The sequence below is a fragment of the Exiguobacterium sp. K1 genome (assembly GCF_033721435.1).
GTDB lineage: Bacteria > Bacillota > Bacilli > Exiguobacteriales > Exiguobacteriaceae > Exiguobacterium_A > Exiguobacterium_A artemiae.
The window spans coordinates 382,448-402,780 of the sequence record NZ_JAOTIT010000002.1; the positions used below are offsets into that span (position 1 = coordinate 382,448).

At 48.4% G+C, this 20,333-nt stretch carries 24 protein-coding genes; 11 read left to right on the forward strand and 13 right to left on the reverse strand.

Annotated features, from left to right (window positions below):
* Nucleotides 1–59: 59 nt before the first annotated feature.
* Entirely contained in the window at nt 60–680 is a 621-nt protein-coding gene (locus N7U64_RS07190) for a thymidine kinase (protein WP_012371586.1), read from the reverse strand.
* Nucleotides 681–857: 177 nt separating this feature from the next.
* On the opposite strand from N7U64_RS07190, the gene N7U64_RS07195 reads away from it, so the two are divergent.
* Complete coding sequence (locus N7U64_RS07195; RefSeq protein WP_012371587.1) at nt 858–1,508, forward strand: DedA family protein; 651 nt, start codon at nt 858–860, stop codon at nt 1,506–1,508.
* A 35-nt stretch (nt 1,509–1,543) separates the two neighbouring features.
* On the opposite strand, the gene N7U64_RS07200 is transcribed toward N7U64_RS07195, so the two are convergent.
* Both N7U64_RS07200 and rho read right to left on the reverse strand, forming a co-directional pair.
* Nucleotides 1,544–1,789 carry a type B 50S ribosomal protein L31 gene (locus tag N7U64_RS07200; RefSeq protein ID WP_012371588.1) on the reverse strand — a complete coding sequence of 82 codons (246 nt, stop codon included), beginning with the start codon at nt 1,787–1,789 and terminating at the stop codon, nt 1,544–1,546.
* Nucleotides 1,790–1,886: 97 nt separating this feature from the next.
* A complete protein-coding gene (gene rho / locus N7U64_RS07205) occupies nt 1,887–3,251 on the reverse strand; it encodes a transcription termination factor Rho (RefSeq protein ID WP_012371589.1) in 1,365 nt (454 codons plus the stop codon).
* Between the two features lie 361 nt (nt 3,252–3,612).
* On the opposite strand from rho, the gene N7U64_RS07210 reads away from it, so the two are divergent.
* Together N7U64_RS07210 and N7U64_RS07215 are read left to right on the forward strand one after the other, a co-directional pair.
* A complete protein-coding gene (locus N7U64_RS07210; RefSeq protein WP_012371590.1) occupies nt 3,613–4,296 on the forward strand; it encodes a C40 family peptidase in 684 nt (227 codons plus the stop codon).
* Nucleotides 4,297–4,368: 72 nt separating this feature from the next.
* On the forward strand, nt 4,369–5,142 hold the full coding sequence (locus N7U64_RS07215) for an SDR family oxidoreductase (protein WP_318929066.1): 774 nt from the start codon (nt 4,369–4,371) through the stop codon (nt 5,140–5,142).
* 237 nt (nt 5,143–5,379) lie between these two features.
* Here the strand turns inward: N7U64_RS07215 and glpX are convergent, their stop codons facing one another.
* The 5 genes from glpX to N7U64_RS07240 form a co-directional block, all read right to left on the reverse strand.
* Entirely contained in the window at nt 5,380–6,345 is a 966-nt protein-coding gene (glpX, locus tag N7U64_RS07220) for a class II fructose-bisphosphatase (RefSeq protein ID WP_041261747.1), read from the reverse strand.
* Nucleotides 6,346–6,376: 31 nt separating this feature from the next.
* On the reverse strand, nt 6,377–7,624 hold the full coding sequence (gene murA / locus N7U64_RS07225; protein ID WP_318929068.1) for a UDP-N-acetylglucosamine 1-carboxyvinyltransferase: 1,248 nt from the start codon (nt 7,622–7,624) through the stop codon (nt 6,377–6,379).
* 27 nt (nt 7,625–7,651) lie between these two features.
* Nucleotides 7,652–8,299 carry a fructose-6-phosphate aldolase gene (gene fsa, locus N7U64_RS07230; protein WP_012371594.1) on the reverse strand — a complete coding sequence of 216 codons (648 nt, stop codon included), beginning with the start codon at nt 8,297–8,299 and terminating at the stop codon, nt 7,652–7,654.
* A gap of 164 nt (nt 8,300–8,463) precedes the next feature.
* Nucleotides 8,464–9,318: a class II fructose-1,6-bisphosphate aldolase gene (gene fba, locus N7U64_RS07235; RefSeq protein ID WP_012371595.1), complete on the reverse strand. Its 855-nt coding sequence runs from the start codon at nt 9,316–9,318 to the stop codon at nt 8,464–8,466.
* 132 nt (nt 9,319–9,450) lie between these two features.
* Nucleotides 9,451–9,825, reverse strand: a complete 375-nt coding sequence (locus N7U64_RS07240) for a response regulator (protein ID WP_214765439.1) — start codon at nt 9,823–9,825, stop codon at nt 9,451–9,453.
* A 93-nt stretch (nt 9,826–9,918) separates the two neighbouring features.
* Here N7U64_RS07240 and N7U64_RS07245 point away from each other — a divergent pair, with 93 nt between their 5' ends.
* Complete coding sequence (locus tag N7U64_RS07245) at nt 9,919–10,428, forward strand: DUF2529 family protein (RefSeq protein WP_318929074.1); 510 nt, start codon at nt 9,919–9,921, stop codon at nt 10,426–10,428.
* Nucleotides 10,429–10,507: 79 nt separating this feature from the next.
* Here the strand turns inward: N7U64_RS07245 and N7U64_RS07250 are convergent, their stop codons facing one another.
* Both N7U64_RS07250 and rpoE read right to left on the reverse strand, forming a co-directional pair.
* Nucleotides 10,508–12,103 carry a CTP synthase gene (locus N7U64_RS07250; RefSeq protein WP_290828470.1) on the reverse strand — a complete coding sequence of 532 codons (1,596 nt, stop codon included), beginning with the start codon at nt 12,101–12,103 and terminating at the stop codon, nt 10,508–10,510.
* Between the two features lie 254 nt (nt 12,104–12,357).
* A complete protein-coding gene (gene rpoE / locus N7U64_RS07255) occupies nt 12,358–12,882 on the reverse strand; it encodes a DNA-directed RNA polymerase subunit delta (RefSeq protein ID WP_012371599.1) in 525 nt (174 codons plus the stop codon).
* A gap of 170 nt (nt 12,883–13,052) precedes the next feature.
* Here rpoE and N7U64_RS07260 point away from each other — a divergent pair, with 170 nt between their 5' ends.
* The 4 genes from N7U64_RS07260 to N7U64_RS07275 all read left to right on the forward strand — a co-directional run bounded on the left by N7U64_RS07260 (nt 13,053) and on the right by N7U64_RS07275 (nt 14,850).
* Nucleotides 13,053–13,502, forward strand: coding sequence for a GNAT family N-acetyltransferase (locus N7U64_RS07260; protein ID WP_012371600.1), 450 nt, complete (start codon nt 13,053–13,055; stop codon nt 13,500–13,502).
* Nucleotides 13,503–13,538: 36 nt separating this feature from the next.
* Nucleotides 13,539–13,856, forward strand: a complete 318-nt coding sequence (locus N7U64_RS07265; protein WP_012371601.1) for an ArsR/SmtB family transcription factor — start codon at nt 13,539–13,541, stop codon at nt 13,854–13,856.
* Nucleotides 13,857–13,926: 70 nt separating this feature from the next.
* Nucleotides 13,927–14,355, forward strand: a complete 429-nt coding sequence (locus N7U64_RS07270) for a DMT family transporter (protein WP_188004808.1) — start codon at nt 13,927–13,929, stop codon at nt 14,353–14,355.
* 15 nt (nt 14,356–14,370) lie between these two features.
* A complete protein-coding gene (locus N7U64_RS07275; protein ID WP_012371603.1) occupies nt 14,371–14,850 on the forward strand; it encodes a DMT family transporter in 480 nt (159 codons plus the stop codon).
* A gap of 251 nt (nt 14,851–15,101) precedes the next feature.
* On the opposite strand, the gene N7U64_RS07280 is transcribed toward N7U64_RS07275, so the two are convergent.
* From N7U64_RS07280 to N7U64_RS07290, 3 genes are read right to left on the reverse strand one after another with little or no spacing between them, the layout of a single operon-like run.
* A complete protein-coding gene (locus N7U64_RS07280) occupies nt 15,102–15,566 on the reverse strand; it encodes a heme-degrading domain-containing protein (RefSeq protein WP_318929078.1) in 465 nt (154 codons plus the stop codon).
* Nucleotides 15,563–16,603 (reverse strand): Gfo/Idh/MocA family oxidoreductase, encoded by a 1,041-nt coding sequence (locus N7U64_RS07285; RefSeq protein WP_318929079.1) that lies wholly within the window; start codon nt 16,601–16,603, stop codon nt 15,563–15,565. Before N7U64_RS07285 ends, N7U64_RS07280 begins: the two co-directional genes overlap by 4 nt.
* Entirely contained in the window at nt 16,600–17,361 is a 762-nt protein-coding gene (locus tag N7U64_RS07290) for a DeoR/GlpR family DNA-binding transcription regulator (protein WP_318929080.1), read from the reverse strand. Before N7U64_RS07290 ends, N7U64_RS07285 begins: the two co-directional genes overlap by 4 nt.
* A gap of 131 nt (nt 17,362–17,492) precedes the next feature.
* Here N7U64_RS07290 and N7U64_RS07295 point away from each other — a divergent pair, with 131 nt between their 5' ends.
* The 3 genes from N7U64_RS07295 (at nt 17,493) to N7U64_RS07305 (ending at nt 20,331) form a co-directional block, all read left to right on the forward strand.
* The gene (locus tag N7U64_RS07295; RefSeq protein ID WP_318929081.1) at nt 17,493–18,332 is read left to right on the forward strand and encodes an SDR family NAD(P)-dependent oxidoreductase; all 840 of its coding nucleotides are present in this window, start codon (nt 17,493–17,495) and stop codon (nt 18,330–18,332) included.
* A gap of 92 nt (nt 18,333–18,424) precedes the next feature.
* Nucleotides 18,425–20,008: a diguanylate cyclase domain-containing protein gene (locus tag N7U64_RS07300; protein WP_318929082.1), complete on the forward strand. Its 1,584-nt coding sequence runs from the start codon at nt 18,425–18,427 to the stop codon at nt 20,006–20,008.
* Nucleotides 20,005–20,331, forward strand: coding sequence for a potassium channel family protein (locus N7U64_RS07305; protein ID WP_290828485.1), 327 nt, complete (start codon nt 20,005–20,007; stop codon nt 20,329–20,331). The genes N7U64_RS07300 and N7U64_RS07305 overlap by 4 nt, the downstream gene beginning before the upstream one ends.
* The last annotated feature ends 2 nt before the right edge of the window (nt 20,332–20,333 follow it).

A 20,333-nucleotide genomic window follows, 5' to 3' on the forward strand; every position in this document is an offset into this window, starting at 1 on the left:
AAAAAAAGCGAACGATTCTTCGGTCTGACTGCCGGGAATCGTTCGCTTTTTTACATTTCTTAATTGTGCTGCTGCTTTTTCCATTCCTGCAACGGTTGTGGTTTTCCCGGTACTTGATGGCAATGGCGGCAACGTGGTTCATAGGACTCAGATGCCCCGACCAGAATGATCGGATCATTGTAGTTGGCCGGTTTTCCGTCAATCAATCGTTGGGTCCGCGATGCCGGATCGCCGCACGACAGACAAATCGCCTGAAGTTTTGTCACGAATTCTGCGCGTGCCAATAATTCAGGCATCTTGCCGAATGGTTCTGCCCGAAAATCTTGATCGAGGCCTGCGCAAATGACGCGTTTGCCATCTTGAGCCAGTGCTTCGATGACGGCGACAATCTCATCGTCAAAAAATTGAACTTCGTCAATTGCGACGATTTGCGTCTCTTCCGCCACTGCTGCATAGACATCACGGCTCGTCGCCATCGGAATCGCGATGACCGAATTGCCGACGTGCGACACGACGTGTTCCTCATGATACCGGTCATCGATTGCCGGCTTGAACACTTGAACCGGTAACTTTCCATACTGTGCCCGTCTGACACGACGGATCAGTTCTTCCGACTTGCCGGAAAACATACTTCCGCAAATCACTTCAATCCAACCATATTGATTGATCACATGCATCATCGTAAACACCGTCCTCTAAATTAGTCACTTTAACGAGTATAGCCCGAATCTAAATTGAGAAAAAGGATTGACTTCTAAAAATCAAAAACCCTTGCCAAATTCGCCACTTTCTTCATCTTCTCATTTCAACTGGTATGTATTTCCTGTACACTGAAAGAGAAGTTTCTTTGAAGGAAGGTGACTCCGATTCATCACATATTACACGAAGTCCTCCACCAATATGGAGCGTTCGGACTCGCAATTCTTCTGGCCGGTGGAATCGTCGGTCTTCCGGTTCCGGACGAGACGTTACTCGTCATGTCAGGATTTTGGATGCATCACGGTGATTTACCGCTCGTCGGAACGATTCTTGCCGCCTATGCCGGCAGTTGCATCGGTATGACGATCAGCTACGTTCTCGGTTTGAAGCTCGGAATGCCGTTACTGCATCGAATGGCTCCGAAATTACGGATTTCTGAAAAACATATCTTTAAAGCCGAAGCCGGATTTTTACGTTACGGAAAAACCGTCCTAATCATCGGTTACTACATACCGGGTCTTCGGCAGTTGTCCGCCTTTTTTGCCGGTGTCTCGAAAATGCCGTTCCGGATCTTCGCCACCTATGCGTATACAGGTGCTCTCATTTGGATCAGTGTTTTTTTAGGAGCCGGATATTTTTTAGGGCGTCATTTTTCCTTCAGTCTACTGCTCGAACATTTCGCGAACAATCCGGATACACTCCCTTACCTGGTCGGTGCTGCCGGTGCAATCGGCCTGTCTTTCGTTCTGAAAACGTACCTGACGTATCGTGCCAAATTCAGCCTATACAAAAACAGCCTGCTCCAGTGATGGAGACAGGCTGTTTTTTAATACTGAAGTCGCAATTACTTGCGGCCGTATTTTTTGTTGAAGCGATCGACACGACCGTCTGCAGCGTTGAACTTTTGACGACCAGTGTAGAATGGGTGCGAGTCCGAAGACACATCCACACGGATGAGTGGGTACTCGTTTCCATCTTCCCAAGTGATTGTCTCGTTCGAAGAACGTGTAGAACCAGTCAAGAATTTGTACTCAGTAGTTGAGTCCATAAATACAACTTTGTTGTAGTTTGGGTGAATTCCTTGTTTCATGGTTGTTTTCTCTCCTTCCGCCCTGGTTCATTTGCTGAGCCAGAGTAAGTTACCTTCCTATACTAAACGATTTTTTCATGCCCCGCAATACCTATTTTCAAGTCGTTGTGTCGGTTTTCGTCACACGTGGCTTCACAGGCGCACGCCGGACGGGTTTCTTCTTTTCTTTCTCCAGTTCAACGAAAAATTCTTCGTTATTTTTTGTATCCCGGATCTTGCGTAAGAAGCTGTCGACGAACTCATTGGACTCGTTCATCGTCCGGCGGATCGTCCATAAGGCATCCAGTTGTTCCTTCGGTAACAGCAACTCTTCTTTCCGTGTTCCGGATTTCCGGATATCGATGGCCGGGAAAATCCGACGCTCGGATAATTTTCGGTCCAGATGCAGTTCCATGTTCCCCGTCCCTTTAAACTCTTCATAGATGACATCATCCATCCGTGAACCGGTCTCGACAAGAGCAGTCGCAAGAATCGTCAGGCTGCCGCCGTGTTCGATGTTCCGTGCGGCACCGAAAAAGCGTTTCGGCTTGTGGAAAGCTGCCGGATCAATCCCGCCGGACAATGTTCGTCCGCTTTGCGGCACAGTCAGGTTATAAGCCCGTGTCAAACGCGTAATCGAATCCATTAAAATAACGACATCTTTTTTATGTTCGACGAGACGCATTGCCCGTTCCAACACAAGTTCTGAAATCCGGACGTGGTTGTCCGGTGTTTCGTCAAATGTCGAACTGACAACATCTGCGCCCGGTACGGAACGTTCGATATCCGTCACTTCTTCCGGCCGTTCGTCGATCAATAGAATAATCAGTTCAACATCCGGATGATTGACTTGGATTGAGTTCGCGATTTCTTTTAATAGAGAAGTTTTACCTGCTTTTGGCGGCGCAACGATCAGACCGCGCTGACCAAATCCGACCGGCGCAATCATATCCATCACCCGGACCGACAAATGGCGGGGTTCCGTCTCAAGGCGCATCAGACGGTCGGGATAGATTGGTGTCAGTGCCGGGAAGAACAGACGGTTCCGGGCTGTATCCGGCGCTTCTCCATTGACGGCTTCCACACTTAATAAGCCTTGGAACCGTTCATTTTCTTTTGGCGGACGAACTTTCCCAGTCACGACGTCTCCGTTACGGAGATTAAAGCGGCGGATTTGTGAAGCGGCGATATAGATGTCTTCAGAGGATTGCGAGTAGTTGATAGGACGAAGGAAGCCGAAGCCGCCGTCATTTTGCATTTGTGGGTTTCCGGGGATGACTTCGAGTACCCCCTCGAGGAAATAAAGACCGGTGGATTCTGCCTGCGCTTTAAGAATCTTGAACATTAATTCGCGCTTACGAGCCTCACGGTACTGCGGTACGTTTTTTGTTTTAGCGATCTCATATAAATCTTTTAATGTCAGGTTACTGAGTTGAGCAAGTGTATAGGAACGTTCTGGTTTGTCAGTTTTTTCAGTTGGCATATGCATTCACCTATTCTTCGTATAAATTCAGGAGCAAAGGATTTCGTCTTCATGGTGTAAAGGATCATGTTGTAGATTCTTCGTGAATTAAAGGTATCACATTTCATCCATTTCGTCGTGATTTAAGAAATGGGAATTTCTTCTTTGTAATATTCGAGTATATTATTGCAGTTATGTTACAAAAACGTCATGTTTTGTAGCGGAACTGAAAAAACGTTTTCATGTATCCGCATGCTAAGATAATCGTGCAGAGAAAAACTTACACAGTTGTAAGGCATACTGCTTAAACAAACACTTAATGAGATACATCATATAACTCGGTTTTCAAAACTACTTTAAAATGACATGGAGGATTTCACATATGAAACGTTTTCTAGCATCGGTCGCGACAGCAGCATTAGTGGTTTCAGGATTTGCATCAGTGGGAACAGGTAAGGTTGAAGCAGCTTCTACAGTAACGAAAGTTAAGATCACAGACAGCGGATTACGTGTTCGTACGGGCCCTTCTACAAAAGCAAGCATCGTTGGTAAAGTAAACGCAGGCCAAACATTTACATACAAAGGTAAATCAGGCAGCTGGACTAAAATTTCATACGGTGGAAAAACACGTTACGTTTCGACACAGTATACGAAAACATATAAGTCTTCTACTTCAACGGCTAAAAAATCAACAACTTCATCTTCTACACGTACACGCCTTCTCAGCGAAGCAGCAAAACATAAAGGAACTCCTTATGTATGGGGCGGAACGACAACTCGTGGATTTGACTGCTCTGGTTTCACAAGCTACGTTTACAAAAAAGCAGCAGGCAAAACATTGCCACGTACGTCTTCTTCACAATACGCTTCTTCTAGAAAAGTAAGTGTTTCAAACGTTCAACCTGGAGATCTTGTTTTCTTCTCACACGGTAGCGGCATTCAGCACGTCGGTATGGCAACAAGCAAAACAAGCATGGTTAACTCAGAAACAGGCGGCGTTAAATACTCAAGCTTCAAATCAGGTTACTGGGGTTCACGCCTTGTCGGCGCGGGTTCATACCTATAATTGAAATTACCAAGCGGTTGAGCATCGGCTCGATCGCTTTTTTTCTACCCGATTATCGAAGGAGGACATCTCATGAACGTATTAATCACCGGCGCATCTGCCGGAATCGGTCGCGAACTGGCTTATCTGCATGCGGAACAGGGAGATCATCTGTTACTGGTCGGACGGAACGCCGAACAACTTTTCGAAACAAAACACTTCGTCGAACAACGCGGTGGATCTGCCGTCGTGCTTCCATATGATATCGGGCAATCGCTTCAAATTAAAGCCCTGTTACGTGCGACAGAGAACACTCCGGTCGATATTTTAATCAACAATGCCGGGTTTGGTCTGTACGGGGAATTCATCGAGACGGATTTAGCACGCGAACTCAATATGATTGACGTCAATATCCGGGCACTGACACATTTGACGAAAGCTTTTGCCCGGCGAATGAAAATACAGGGTGGCGGACGGATCATTCAGATTGCTTCGACCTCGTCTTTTCACGGCGGTCCTTTGATGAGCGTCTATTATGCGACAAAAGCGTACGTCCTCAGTTTTTCGGAAGCTTTGGCAGACGAGCTCGCCCCCTACAACATTCAAGTGACAGCGGTTTGTCCGGGAGCGACTCATACGGATTTCGCCAAAACGGCCGATTTAGCAACGTCCGGATTGTTTAAGCGTCCCGGCATCATGGACGCGCCAACCGTCGCGCAACTTTCCTTCGACGGATACATGAACGGAAAAACACTTGTCATTCCGGGTCGCAGTAATGCGGTCTATGTCTTTATGACACGATTCTTCTCCCGCCGGAAACTCGTTCAGATGACACATCAGTTACAGGCTCCGACAGACCGTCTCTAATACCGTTTTATAGAATAGTCTTGCTCCTTCCTATACTCGCTTTCCTCAGGCGAAACACGAGCCGCGGCTTCTGTGTCCTGAAACGGACAAGTAGCCGGGTCTCGTTTGTTTCTGACGCGCGATAAACCCGCGCTTTTCCTGAAGGAGTCGAGTATAGTCCACAAGACTTCATTCCACAATAAAGACGGATCCGATAAAAGTCGGATCCGTCTTTATTATTTGCATATAAAAATCGTATTACTTGATCACAAGCTTCGGTTTTTTCTTGAACGAGTGAATACCTTCAACGAAACGAACCGTTCCCGACTTCGCCCGCATGACGACCGAGTGCGTTTGACCGCCTTGTGCCGTGAACTGAACACCTTTCATCAACTCGCTGTCTGTGACACCGGTTGCTGCGAAGATGCAGTCATCTCCCGTGACAAGATCGTCCATCATGAGGATTTTCGACGGATCTTCGATGCCCATCTTCTTGCATCGTGCGACTTCCGCTTCATCCGCCGGCAAGAGACGGCCTTGAAGTTCTCCGCCGAGACATTTTAAGGCAACGGCTGCAAGAACACCTTCCGGCGCCCCGCCTGAACCGAGCAGAATATCAATCCCGGTGTGCGGGAAAGCTGTATTGATGGCTGCCGCGACATCTCCGTCACCAATCAAACGAATCCGGGCCCCTGTTGCGCGAATACGTTGAATGATTTCTTCATGGCGTTCCCGGTCAAGAATCGAGACGACGACGTCTTCGATTTCTTTGTTTTTCGCTTTTGCGACTGCAGCGATGTTTTCTTCGATTGTCGCATCTAAGCTGATATGTCCTGCTGCTTCCGGTCCAACCGCAATTTTATCCATGTACATATCCGGTGCGTGTAACAAATCACCGGCATCTGCGACTGCAAGAACTGCGAGTGCACCCCATGTTCCTTTGGCGACGATGTTCGTCCCCTCAAGCGGATCAACTGCGACATCAAGACGCGGTCCGTATCCATTTCCGAGTTTCTCACCGATATAGAGCATCGGTGCCTCATCCATTTCCCCTTCGCCGATGACGACTGTTCCTTTCATCGGGATCGTATCAAATACATCACGCATGGCGCTGGTTGCTGCATCATCCGCCTCGTTTTTCAAGCCCTTCCCCATCCAGCGTGCCGAAGCCAGTGCTGCTGCCTCTGTTACGCGTACGAGTTCCATTGATAAACTTCTCTCCATGTGTATAATCCCCTCTCCCTAACTGAAAACCTTAAACCGTTTCGCGCCAAACAAGAGCGCCGAGTTCTTTTAACTTCTCGTCAAACCGTTCGTAGCTTTGATCAAGTACTTCTGCATGGTGTAATAATGTTTCACCGGAAGCAAGCATTCCACTTAACACGAGTGCCGCGGCACCACGTGGATCATGGGCTTCAATTTCAGTGCCGCGCAATGCTTCACCGCCGCGGATGATGATTGAAGCGTCTTCGTGGGTAATCCGTGCATTCAGGCGCCGCATTTCCTGGACATGCCGGAAACGTTGCGGATACAGCTTGTCGACGACGACACTTGCGCCTTTCGGTTTCAACAGTACAGCCGAAATGACCGGTTGCAGATCACTCGGAAATCCTCCGTAATGAAAGACACGAATATCAATCGGTTTCGCCATATCGATGGACGCTGTGACCGAATCATCCGCTAACTCGATTTTAGCCCCGAACCGTTCCAACTTTTGAATGATGCTTTCAAGATGTAACGGAATGACGTTATCAACCGTCACGCGGCCGAGGACGGCTCCCATTGCCAGGAACGTCCCTGCTTCCATCCGGTCCGGAATTAACGTATGACGGCATCCTTGAAGCGTCTTGACACCTTTGATTCGAATCTCATCGGTCCCTGCACCTTTGACACTCGCACCCATGTTCGTCAACATCGTACTCACGTCGATGACTTCCGGATCACACGCTGCATTTTCAATGACCGTCGTTCCTTCCGCCATGACAGCGACCAGCAAGGCACTGATGGTCGCACCGAATGAAGGAAGGTCCAGATAAATCCGGTTTCCCTTCAACTCTTCGACGTTCATGTAGTAAACCCCTTGTTCATTTCGCATCTCGACACCAAGTCGTTCCAGTGCCTTGATGTGTAAATCAATCGGTCGAGGACCGATGGCATAACCACCGGGCAGACCGACGACCCCCTGTTTGAATCGCGCCGCGAGAACACTCATCAGGTAAATGGATCCACGTAATTTCCGTGTATCCGTCCCTGTGAGCGGCATCGGTTCGACATGACTCGGGTCAATCGTCACCATATCGCCTTGACGTGTTACGACGGCTCCAAGCATCTCAATGATTTGGATCATCGTCGCGACATCGCCAATGTCCGGTACCCCCTCAAGAATGACCTGTTGATTGGTCAGCAGTGCTGCCGCGAGACACGGAATCGCACTCTGTTTCGATCCACTGATCATGACGGTTCCTTCAAGACGTTGTTGTCCTACGATATGCAAAATGTCCACATTCCATCAACCTTTCTCTACAATCTGTTATTGCTGCGCTTTTTCCCAGTCAGCCAGGAAACGTTCGATTCCCTGCGTCGTTAACGGGTGTTGCGTCAGTGATTCAATGACATTAAGCGGAATCGTCGCAATGTCTGCTCCAGCGAGCGCCGCATTCGTGACGTGAACCGGATTACGAACAGAAGCCGCGATGATTTGTGTCGGAATATCATGAATGACGAAGATTTGGGCAATCGTTTCGACAAGCCCCATTCCGTCTTGCCCGATATCATCCAGACGACCGAGGAACGGCGATACGTATGTCGCGCCGGCACGTGCCGCAAGCAAGGCCTGGTTCGGATTGAAGATCAACGTGACGTTCGTCGTGATGTTTTCTTTTGAAAGTGCTGCAACAGCCTCAAGTCCTGCCGGTGTCATCGGAACCTTTACCGTAATGTTCGGTGCAATCTGAGCAAGTTCCTTCCCTTCGCGAATCATTCCTTCTGCATCGAGGGCAATGACTTCAGCGCTGACTGAGACGTCTCCGACGATCTCACAGATTTCGCGCAGTCGTGTATGGAAATCGACGCCTTCTTTTGCGACGAGTGACGGGTTTGTCGTAACCCCATCTAAAATCCCCATTTTATGTGCTTTTTTAATATCCTCTACGTTTGCTGTGTCGATAAAAAATCTCATCTCTCTCTTTCCCCTTTCATCCCTTAAAGTATCCCTTGAAATCGCTTACTCCTCCATTATAAATTTTTTCGGTGAGAAGTCCTAACGTTTTCCAAAACAATCTGCTGATTTAGATGAAAAAAAGCACGATAGACGAGTGTCTACCGTGCTTTAGGCATGGAAAATTAAGCTTTGTTGCTTGAACCGAACTCACGCATCTTACCGATGACAGTTTGTTTGATTGCTTCGCGACCTGGTGCGATGAATACGCGTGGGTCATATGCTTCTGGTTTCTCAGCCAAGACTTCACGAACCACTTTCGCGAACGAAATTTGGTTTTCCGTGTTGACGTTGATTTTCGAAGTACCAAGCGAAATTGCTTTTTCGATATCGTGTGTCGGGATTCCTGTTCCACCGTGAAGAACGAGTGGAAGGTTTGTTGCGTTACGGATTTCTTCCATTTCAGTGAAACCAAGGTTTGGTTCACCTTTGTATGGTCCGTGAACAGAACCGAGTGCAGGAGCAAGCGTGTCGATTCCAGTTTCTTTGACGATACGAACGCAGTCGTCAAGTTTCGCGTACATGACATCACCGATGACGTCGTCTTCTTGTCCGCCAACTGTACCAACTTCCGCTTCTACTGAAACACCTTTCGAATGCGCATACTCAACAACAGCTTTTGTTGTTTCGATGTTTGTGTCGATCGGGCTATGTGAATCGTCGATCATTACAGATGTAAATCCAGCGTCGATCGCTTCTTTACATTTTTCAACGCTCGAACCGTGGTCGAGGTGGATTGCAACAGGAACTGTTACTTTCATGTCGTGAACGAGACCTTCTACCATTTTAACAACAGTGTAGAATCCGCCCATGTGACGTGCTGCACCTTCAGATACTCCAAGAATAACTGGTGACTGCTCTTCTTGAGCCGCACCGAGTACTGCTTGAGTCCACTCGAGGTTGTTGATGTTGAATTGACCTACTGCGTACTTACCTTCGAGAGCTTTGTTTAACATGTCTGTCATAGATACTAATGGCATAATGACATCCTCCTCTGTTTTGATCGCTACTTACACGTAAACGTGCATTTTCAGACTGATTATAACACACTGATTCACCGGAACGTACAGCATTTCACTCCGAATTTAGGATTGTGACGACGACGTGAAGGATTAACCGCTTACATCGTTCGAAATTTGCACAGTCACTTCTTTTTTTAATTCAAAGATGTCGAACGGCTTGCCGAAGAAGGCAACGACACCGAGTCGTTTCGCTTCATCCATCGCTTCTTTTTCGTCTAAAGCGGTCATCAGAATCGTGCGGATCCGTCGTCCGACCTCATCCTGATGACGCAGGACTTCAAGACCGGTCCGCCCCGGCATGTTGACATCCATCAATAACAAATCGTATTCCGTCTCCTTGAGCCGTTCAATCGTCTCAAGACCATCGACGGCGACATCGGTCGTATATCCTTGCGCCCGAAACAATTGTGCCAGTAAATTCCGAATCCCCGGTTCATCTTCCGCGATGAGTAATCTTCCTTTCATCTCCCACACTCCTCCTCTAGTTATTTCCATTCTACATGAAAGCAAAACTTGCTATATACTGTGTGTGAGAGAAATTTAGAAAGGATGTTAGAAATGCTGAAAATTTTAGCGACACAATTCAACGGAAAACTACAAACGCTTACAAAACAGGAAGACGAATTATTCGATGTCGTCCGTCTGCTTGCGCAGGCACTCGTCGGTCAAGGAAAAGTCTATCTCGATGCCTACGGCGAGTTTGAAGGACTGTATCCGATGCTGTCCGACGGTCCGGACCAGATGAAGCGTGTCACGAAAATTAAGGATCATAAAACGTTGCATGCCGTCGACCGGGTGTTGATTTTCACACCGGATACGGAACGGTCCGATCTACTCGCGTCACTTGCCCGCTATGATGCATGGCATACGCCCTATTCAATCATCACACTTGCTGATGTGACGGAAACACTCGAACGGTCGATTGCACCGCTCGCTCTGAAATTCGATAAAGGATTGCTTCCGGCTGAGGACGGTTCCCGTCACGGTTTGCCGAGTCTGGCACTGGGTGCCTTCCTGTTGACGCATATTTTGACACAGTTACAAGAGATGACGGAAGAGTGGGAATGACGCTTTTCTTCTATAGTAATAAACTAAACAACCCTGTCTCCGATTTGGAAACAGGGTTGTTGGTCGTTCACTTTAATTCTTACTCACCAAGTGATGCCTGGATGAAGTCATGGAACAAGGCTTGCGGACGTTCCGGACGCGAAATCAATTCCGGGTGGAACTGACAAGCGACGAACCATTTGTGTTCCGGGATCTCGATGATTTCAACAAGACGGCCATCCGGGCTCGTACCTGAGAAGACCATACCGTTCGCTTCGAACTGCTCACGGAATTCGTTGCCGAACTCATAACGGTGACGGTGACGTTCGTAGACAAGCTCGCTTGAGTACGCAGCATGTGCTTTCGTACCGTCTTCAAGCTTACACGGATACAGACCAAGACGAAGTGTTCCGCCGAGGTCTTCGATGTCTTTTTGTTCCGGCAGCAAGTCGATGATCGGATACGGTGTCGCCGGATCGATTTCCGCCGAGTGGGCACCTTCAAGATTCAAGACGTTACGGGCGAACTCAACTGTAGCCAGTTGCATACCGAGGCAAATTCCGAAGAACGGGACGTTGTTTTCACGGGCAAAACGTGTCGCTTCGATTTTCCCTTCGATTCCACGTTCTCCGAATCCGCCCGGGACAAGGATTCCATTTGCTGAACCGAGTAATTCCTGAACGTTGTCACGCGTGACGTCTTCTGCATTGATCCAGTCGATTTCGATGTCGCTGTTAAAGGCAAAACCGGCGTGTTTCAAAGCTTCTGCAACCGAGATGTACGCATCACGGAGTTCGACATATTTCCCGACGAGAGCGATTTTCGTTTTCTTCTCGAGGTGTGTCACTGTGTGGACAAGTTGCTTCCAAGCAGTCATGTCAGCAGCCGGTGTATCGAATTTGAAGTAGTCACAGACGAGTTGGTCCATGCCTTGACGTTGCAGATTAAGCGGCACTTCGTAAAGTGTCGACGCATCTTTTGCTTCAATGACCGCTTCCGGACGTGTGTCACAGAAGAGGGCAATTTTATCTTTCATTTCTTGCGGTACATCATGTTCTGCACGAAGAACGATGATATCCGGCTGAATTCCGTAGCTGCGGAGTTCTTTAACACTGTGTTGTGTCGGTTTCGTCTTCAGCTCGCCTGCAGCGGCAAGATACGGAACGAGTGTACAGTGAACGTACATGACGTTTTCTTTCCCAATATCGTTTTTCACCTGACGAATGGCTTCGATGAACGGAAGCGATTCGATATCCCCTACTGTTCCACCAATCTCTGTTATGACGACATCTGCGCCCGTTTCTTTTCCGGCACGGAAGACACGGTCTTTGATTTCATTCGTGATGTGCGGAATGACCTGAACCGTTCCACCGTTGTAATCCCCGCGACGTTCTTTTTTCAGAACCGTCGAGTAGATCCGGCCGGATGTCACGTTTGCATTTTGGCTAAGGTTAATGTCGATGAACCGTTCGTAGTGACCAAGGTCAAGGTCCGTTTCAGCACCGTCATCCGTGACGAACACTTCGCCGTGCTGGTACGGGCTCATCGTTCCCGGGTCGATGTTGATGTACGGGTCGAATTTTTGGATCGTGACGTTCAGGCCACGGTTTTTCAAGAGACGAGCGAGTGATGCTGCCGTGATCCCTTTACCGAGCGAAGATACTACCCCACCGGTTACGAAAATATACTTTGTCATGATTAAATTGCTCCCTTCTCGAGTCCAGAAATCTGTCAGAGGTCGTTAAAAAATAAAAAAGCAAAAGTGCCCCCATTCACAGGAGACACTTTTGCTGAAATTAAGCACGTTGCTTAAAGAAGCCCATGACTAACTTACGTCATTCCGAAAACTTCGTCAAGCAGATTTTTTAAAGACAAAAATCACACGTACCTGTGTCAGCCGTCAACGAAAAAACTACCATTTTCATGTTCAAAAATGGCAGGTTGCGGTTGTTAAACTTCTTCGTCATCTTCCTCGAAATCTTCGAGGTCTTCTTCATCCAAATCGTCTTCGAGGTCATCAATGACCGCAACTTTTTTGAATGTATCTTCTTCGCTGTCATCTGCTGCATCATAATCAGCAGTTTTCGCGAATGTATCGAGATCATCTTCGATTGTCTCGAACTCATCTTCTTCTGCATCGTAGTTAAACTCTTCTTCGAACTCATCGAGTTCACCGCGTTGACGCGCTTCGATGACCAAGTCCTCGTCCGATTTATCGAACGGATACCATGCACGAAGCGACCAACGGTTAGCTCCGACGTTAACGAAGTTTCCGTCGATGTTCATGTCCGTATAAAGTTGGGCAAGTTTCTCGAACTTATCCTCTTCATTTTTAAACGTATGATATTTTTCGATTTCTTTTGTGATGTCATCGAAAGTAATAGGCTGTTCGCCCGCTTCTTGCAGCATTTCATTGACGAAGTTAATCAGTGAAAGATCAGTAATTTCTTCTTTACTTAAACGGCTGAGGCTCATTGTGACGGCCACTTCCTTTCATTTGCGTTCAATCCATTACTTCTCATTATACGCAAAAGGGCTTTTAAAAATCCAGTCTCTCGTAAAAAAAGATTCATCGAAAAAGAAAATTGGGTTTTTGAGGGGCCTGAAAAAGGAATAATCCAAGAGAAAAGAAGGAGGAATCACGGATGGATGTGACAATTGAACGGGTAAACGACTTTGATGGATACAACTGGCTTCCGTTGCTCGCTAAAAGTTCGCAGGAAGGATTCCAACTCGTCGAGCGAATGTTACGCAACCGTCGGGAGGAATCGTTTCAAGAAGACGGGGAAGCGATGTTCGTCGCCCTGTCGACAACCAATCAAGTCCTCGCGTGCGGCGGATATATGAAACAATCCGGTCAAGCCCGAACCGGCCGGATCCGTCATGTCTATGTCTTGCCGGAAGCCCGGTCACATGGAATCGGGACGGCATTGCTTGAAAAAATCATGTCTGAAGCCTTTTTGACGTATGACCGACTCGTCTTATACAGCGAACAGGCCGATCCGTTTTATCAAGGTCTCGGATTTCAACTCGTTTCCGGTGAAAAAATCACGCACACTTTGGATAAAACCGCTTTTGCCGACTCAAACCGATGAATTGACATATCGGAAAGTATCGATTAGATTGATGGCATGACACAACAAGTAGATCTTTTTAAAGCGTTGTCGAACGAAGTCCGTCTCGACATCTTACGCTGGCTCAAGGATCCAGAGACTCATTTCAACAAACCGGCTGCTCACTTGTCAACGAATCTCGCTGAAAAAGGAGGCGTCTGTGTCGGTGATATCCAGGAGAAGGCCAACCTGTCCCAATCCACGGTATCCCAGTACTTGGCGATGTTACAAAAAGTCGGATTGCTCGAATCCGAACGTCACGGCAAGTGGACGTATTACCGTCGAAATGAAGAAAAGATTAACGAGTTGGCAGAGTATCTAAAAGGAGAACTCTAAGGGGTTTTCCTTTGTTCATATATCGACAATTCTCGATATGTAGATTCGGAAAAGAAAGAAGGAACGGATTGTGAAATTCATTTATTACCTGTTGGCTTTACTTGCCGGGATTGCGCTCAGTATTGAAGGCGCCATCTACGGGGAGCTTGGTAACAGTATCGGTAAACTCGAAAGCAGCTTTTATAATTTCTTTGCCGGTACGATCATCATCGGCATCATCACCCTTTTCTTTGGAAAAGGTTCGCTTGGCTATACATTCAAAGCTCCGAAATGGACGTTGCTCGGCGGATTACTCGGAAGTATTTATTTGACGATTCTGATCATCAGCATCCCGCTCGTCGGTGTCGGTCTCGCCATGATCAGCGTCATCATCGGTCAGATGATCGCCAGCATGGTCATTGAACATAAAGGATGGCTCGGAAGTCCCCGCGTTGCCATCAACAAAGACAAATTAATCGCATCCGGCCTGATGGTCATCGCGCTATTTTTGATTTTCTAAGAAGGAGGAAACTTGATGAATATCGCATTACTCGGCATGACACTGCTCGGAGGAATTCTCCTCAGTGCCCAGTCTTCAATCAACGGTGCCTTCGGTCAAAAAGCCGGCGCACTGGAAAGTACATTTTTAACTTTTTTCACCGGCATGCTCCTGCTTGCACTCGCCGTCCTCTTTTTCGGACAAGGAGATGTCCTGTTAATTCTTGATGCACCCCGGTGGCAGCTCAGTGCCGTCTGGTTCGGTGTCAGTTATCTGTTTCTGACCATTCTCTCCGTCCCGAAAATCGGGGTGACGGCAGCCAGTATCGCAACCGTCATCGGACAGTTGTCCGCCGGAATGGTGCTTGACCACTTCGGAACATTCGGCGGCGTCGAAGTCGCGTTTGATTTGAAACGTTTTGCCGGTCTGTTGTTTATGTTAGCCGCCTTGTTCTTTATTTACCGCGGGAACAAACGACGGGTCGAAGCGCCTGCTTCCGACTCGATGGCTTCTTGATTATGATATCCAAAACATGACTGATCTAAAAGGAATCACTACTCCTTTCACGCGCTTTCCTCAGGCGAGACACAAGCCAACTTCTCCGCCTCAATGAGGCGTGAAAGTGGGTCTTGTCTGTCTCTGACAGCGCAAGACAACCTGCGCTTTTTCCTGTAGGAGTCGCATGAAAGAGTGATTCCTTTTGAACACGCCCATGGGGGTGACAGACTTGAAATCTGTCACCCCCTGATTTGTATAACATCCACTTTTCAGTCCGCCCTGCTTTCGTTTAAATACGTCAGCGCTTCCACCGCGAGCTGATGATCCGCTTCCTGCGATAAGCCCGATACGGTAATCGTTCCGATGACACCGACACCCGCGACCCGGACCGGAAACGATCCGCCGGCGTCGGCATAGTCGGCCGGATTGACCGCATACATCGTGTGGTAGGACCGGTTTTTACTTTCGTTATACAGTCGCATGTAGAGCGAGCTGTGTCCGTGACGGAGGACGACGTTCGATTTCCGCCGGATCCACTCTTCCTGATCCGGTGCCGTTCCGTCGAGGGCCGCATAAAACAGCCGTTGTCCGTTCCGTTTCAGCTCGACGGCGACGCTGAGTTGCTCCTCGATTGCCCGGTCGATGACATATCGTCCGGCACGCAGGGCATCGTGATTCGTAAACTGACGTAACGTCAGCGTTTCTTCCTGTACCAACAATTCCGTCAGATTCATTGCTCCCACTCCTTCCGGAAAATCTTCCGTCCCTTCTCGCTGCTCAAACGAACGGCTTCGATGATTTGCATCGTCTTGAGTGCATCCGTCAAATCGACCGGCACGTCACCCGTCTTCAAACCTTCAGCAAGTGCTTTGTAAAAACCAAGGTAATTCCCCGGAAGTGTCGCCAATCGTTCTGCCGGATGATCCGCAAGTTGCAGATATCCGTAATTCACGGCTTCCTCCTGACCAATTGCGGCATCAATTGTTTGTCCGGACGCAAGGCGCGTTTCCTGCGGATCCATTCCGTATTTGAGATAACTTCCGCGTGTCGCATGCAATTCAAACCGCGGCGTTGCCCCTTGGATAAAGGAATTGGACCGCAGGATGACGCGACGCTTTCCGTAAAATAACGTAATGTGGAATCCATCATCCGTCTCCGCTCCTTCGCGCTGGGATAAAACATCCCCGACGACTGCATCCGGTTCCCCGAACAAAGCGAGCGCCTGATCGATCAAGTGTGAACCGAGGTCAAATAAAATACCGGAACCCGGTCCTGCTTTTTCCCGCCAGCGATCCCGTACAACCGGACGATAGCGATCAAACCGTGATTCGAACAATTGCCAATCTCCGATTTCATTCATCTCGACCAACTGTTCGACCGTCAGGAAATCACCGTCGTAACGGCGGTTTTGATAGACGGCGACAGAGACGCCGTGTTGCATTGCGAGACGTTGCAGTTCGATTGCCTCTTCCATCGTCACGACGGCCGGTTTTTCGAGCAGGACATGTTTTTTAGCTTCGATGGCTTGTTTCGCCATCTCAAAATGTAAAGCTGTCGGTGTCGTAATGATGACAAGTTCCGTCTGTTCATCCTGTAAGGCCTCTTCGAGTGTTTCAATCACATCGGCTTCCGGGAAAACAGCTGCCACTTTATCGGCTTGGCTAGATACGACTTGCCGGACCGTATATTCGGGCAACGCTTGAATCAATGGGGCGTGAAACGTTACGGCTGAAAATCCGAATCCGACTAATGTCGTTTGAATCGTCGTCATGTTTGTTCCTCCTCTGCTGTTTCGAGCAAGATATGGGCTTCTTGCAGCCACTTTTGCCATTGTTCGGTCGGGTGTTCATCCGTAATCAGGACATCGATCTGATCCAGATCACATACTTTGTGCAAAAAACGTTTCTCGAACTTCGTATGGTCCGCCAGTACGATCACTTCCGCGCTACTACGGATCATCGCCTTTTTCACGATGGCTTCTTCCAGATTTTCCGCGAATACCCCCTGTTCCGTCAGTCCACACGCTCCAAGAAATACACGGTCGACCTGATAATTCAAAATATCATCCGCTGTCTTAATCCCGACTAAACTGCGTGCATGCCGGTCCCATTTTCCTCCGGTCACATACAAATCAATTTCCGGACGGGCCTCCAGTTGTTCGACGACAGCTAGTGCATTCGTAATGATTTGGATTGGTTGCGCCGGCAGATGAACCGTCATCCGGGCGACCGTCGAAGCTGCATCGAGGATGATTGTTTGGTCCGGCTGAACGTACCGGACGGCGTGTTTCGCAATCCGGTTCTTTTCCGGCTGTTCGGTCCGCCGGTCATACTGAACGGTCGTATTTGTCCCGACACGGATCAAACCGTTTTTGACCCGGATGATTTTCCCTTCCCGCTCGAGCTGAATCAAATCACGCCGGGCTGTGTCCCTGGAAATCCGGTACTCTTCCATCAGCTGATCAAGTGAAATTTCAGGTGTCGTCTTGATCCATTCACGCATTTGTTGAAGTCGATTCTGTTGAGCCATCTTCCTTTTCCTCCTGCTCTTTTTCTTCATTTTAAGTTTTTACATTACATGATGCAATTTTTACTTAAAATAACTTCGCTAAATTCGGGTAAAGAATGGTATAGCCTGGAATTCAAGAGGAGGAATGACGCATGCGTACGATTTTCATCACCGGTGCTTCGTCCGGGATCGGTCTCGCGACGGCGACACGTTTTGCTGAAGAAGGATGGACGGTATATGCCGGAACCCGTGAACTGACTCCGGCACTTCAACAAGCCGCCTTACCGCATTTGCATTTCCTTGAAGTCGATGTCACGGACCTGATGAGTTTAAAACAGGCCGTCTCCGTCATTGAGCAAGAAGTTGGTCATTTGAATACTTTATTCTGCAACGCCGGACAAGGCTTGTTACGCGCACTCGGACAAGCGACGAGTTATGAAATCACTCAGCTGTTTGATATCAACGTGTTTGGTGTCATGCGGACGATTGAATGTTGTCTGCCGCTTTTGAAAGCCGCTCCGAACGGCAGTCATTTATTAGCCACCTCGAGCATCAGCGGACTGGTCGGTCAGCCGATGAACGAAATCTATTGTGCCAGCAAGTTTGCGCTTGAAGGACTGTTCGAAAGCTTAGCTACTTATTACAAACCGTTTTTCTCGATCGATGTCACGTTGATCGAACCGGCTGCCGTCGAGACGAACTTCACAGCAAGCGTCCTCGACCGTCTCGAGCAGACAGGCGGATTGCACGAAGATGATTTCAAACCGATCATCGAAAGTTATTTACGGACGTACCGCGTCCGGCACGCCGAGCGCCAGTCGCCGGAAACGATCGCCGAGTTGATCTTTGAACTCGTCCATGCCGATGAGAAGCCGTTGCGTGTCCGGACAGCTCCGGAAGACGAAGCCTTCGTCGCCCATAAAACGGCAAACGATCCGTCCGGTCTCGTCGGGACACTCAAAACCCGGCAACTGACACTAAATTTAGACTGATTCCCCTTTTGTTCAAAACATATCAGATTCGTCCTTTTCTTCTTTCTATAATGAAAGAAACACTTTAAATTCATTCAGAAGGACGGTTTTTCATGACTCCCTTATTTTTGTATACGGCCGTCTATTTGATTCCGACGTTCATCATGTTCTATATGGCCGTCGATATCCTGTTACGCAATCCAAAACGTTCGCAACACCGGCTGCTGAGTCTTTTTACTTTCGCCTACGGAATGTTGTTTCTCGGTGAATTTTTCCGAAACGCTGCGCCCGTCTCGATGAGTCCAGCTTTCGTGACGTATTGGTTTGGGAATGCCGGACTACTCGTCTTCAGTACATCGCTCCACTTTATCTTCCGTGTCTCGAATCTGTGGAAAAAGATGCCGCGGCTCCTTTACCCGGGCATCTTTTATGTACCAATGATCATCGTTCTGATTACGTATACCTTTCAGACGAACGTCATCAACAGTCAGCAATTTGAACGGATCGGCGCCTTCATCTATCCGGAGTTCAATGCCTCGTACTTAATCACGATGACTGTCGGGAACGTCTTCCACCTTCTCGTGATCGGTTTACTGTTTTATGCACGGACCCAGTTGCGGGATGCGCGCCGGGGAATCATCAATGTCCTGTTGAGTGTTGCGCTCCTTGTTCTCGTCTGGGATATCGTCTTCGGATACAACTCGTTCTACGGTGTCATGCCGCCCTACGCCTATATGTACGGCGGACTGTTTTGGGCCGGTGCTCTGACGATCGCCATGCGCCGGTTTGATTATCTCGCCTCTTACCAGAAACGGTTTGCGACGCTGTACAATCTGAATCCTTCGGCGATTCTGTTGCTCGACCGTCACGGCCGAATCGAGAGTGCGAATCCCGCGGCTCATACATTGTTGAAAGAACACAAACTGTCCGGTCAGCCGTTCGCCGACTACCTGCCGGAGAAAAAACAACAGGGTTGGCTTCAGCATTATGAGGTCCACTTTGCTTCTCAACGTAAATTCAACGAATACGAAACAAAGGTCCTGACGCTCGAACAACAGGAACGGTATGTCGTCATGGACGCCGACTTTGTCTTCATCGAACAGGAGTTACACGGGATGTTGCTGATTCGGGATATCCAGTCCTTTAAGGAAGCCGAGCAGACGATCCGCTTTTTCGCCTATCATGACCCGTTAACGAAAATCCCCAACCGGCGTAACTTTTACGAACGAGCCGGGCAAGCCATTCTCGAGCAGGACAGTGTCACGGTCGTCGTCGTTGACCTCGACGGCTTTAAAAGCATCAACGATACGTACGGTCATCAAATCGGCGATGCTTTTTTGATTCACTTGGCTCAGCTGCTTGAACGGACCGTTAAGCCGCCCGGTTTCGCTGCCCGGGTCGGCGGCGATGAATTCTTTTTACTGTTGCCGAATCAGACACCGGACCAGTTGCACCAGTTCGCAGCTTCGCTCTTAGAGACCTTCCAGGACAATCCGTTTATACTCGCAGAAGAGTTGATCGAGATTCGAACGAGCATTGGACTGAGTTATTCACCCGATCACTGCATCAGCTTGGATACATTGATTCATCATGCCGATCAGGCCATGTATCACATCAAATACAATGGTAAAAACGGATACCGGATTCATGATACACTCGACTCGATTCAACGACCGTCCGAAGGAGGCACACGATGATTTCCATGCTTGCGATTTTTTCACGATTATTTAAAGGGTTACGCCATGCTTTTCAGTTATCCTACTTCCGTGGTCTCTTGATGCTGTGTCTGTTGACCCTGCTGTCCGGAACGATTTTTTACAGCACGCAAGAAAACTTAACCATCGTCGACGCGCTGTATTTCTGTATCACGACGCTGAGCACGGTCGGGCATCCGACGTTCGCTCCCGTCACGACACTCGGCAAAGTCTTCACGATGGCCTATATTACGATCGGATGCGGTTTGTTCCTTACATTGATTGCTACACTCGCCTATGTCTTGATTAAGGAACAGGAAGACTGAAA